Origin of the sequence: Algibacter pacificus (genome assembly GCF_008033385.1) — a bacterium.
Lineage (GTDB): Bacteria > Bacteroidota > Bacteroidia > Flavobacteriales > Flavobacteriaceae > Algibacter > Algibacter pacificus.
In genome coordinates, this window is sequence record NZ_VOGY01000057.1 from 1 (window position 1) to 524 (window position 524).

Sequence of the window (524 nt, forward strand, 5' to 3'; positions counted from 1 at the left end):
CGTGCAACGGTTGAATCTATAGATATATCGCTTAAACTGATATAATCTAAAATTTCTATATGGCCTTCAATTTCGGTACTATTTCCTAATTCATCGGTAACCACTAACTCGATATGGTATTCGCCTGCAGGAATATTATCAGGAACATCTACGTGCTCGTGGAAAGTAGGGTTTATTACCAAATACTTAGCATCGGTAAAAACTTGTTCAAAGTCCCATTCTACTTCATTATCAGCTACCGTAAGGTCGTGTGCATGAATAGAGAGTGAAATACGACTTACTTTAGCTTCGGCATTAATTTCAGCTTCTAAATGAATGTCCGACCCTTTAAAGGCAACCTGCTCTGTAGAGTGCTCGCTCCCCTCTCCAAATTCGAAATTTGAAATCTGCGGTGCATCTAGTTTGGGGCTATCATCACTATCACAGGAGAATAAAAAGGTGGCTACTAGTGCTACAATTGCTAAAGATTTAATTTTTGTTTTCATAACTGTTGTTTTCATTGTTTAATTATTAATTTGATTATT

General features: G+C 36.6%; 1 protein-coding gene. It reads right to left on the bottom strand.

What is annotated here, in order from left to right; translation table 11 throughout:
* Positions 1-500: DUF4625 domain-containing protein (locus FQU21_RS17350; RefSeq protein ID WP_246124862.1), on the bottom strand; the 500-nt coding region annotated here is incomplete at its 3' end.
* Positions 501-524: the final 24 nt, after the last annotated feature.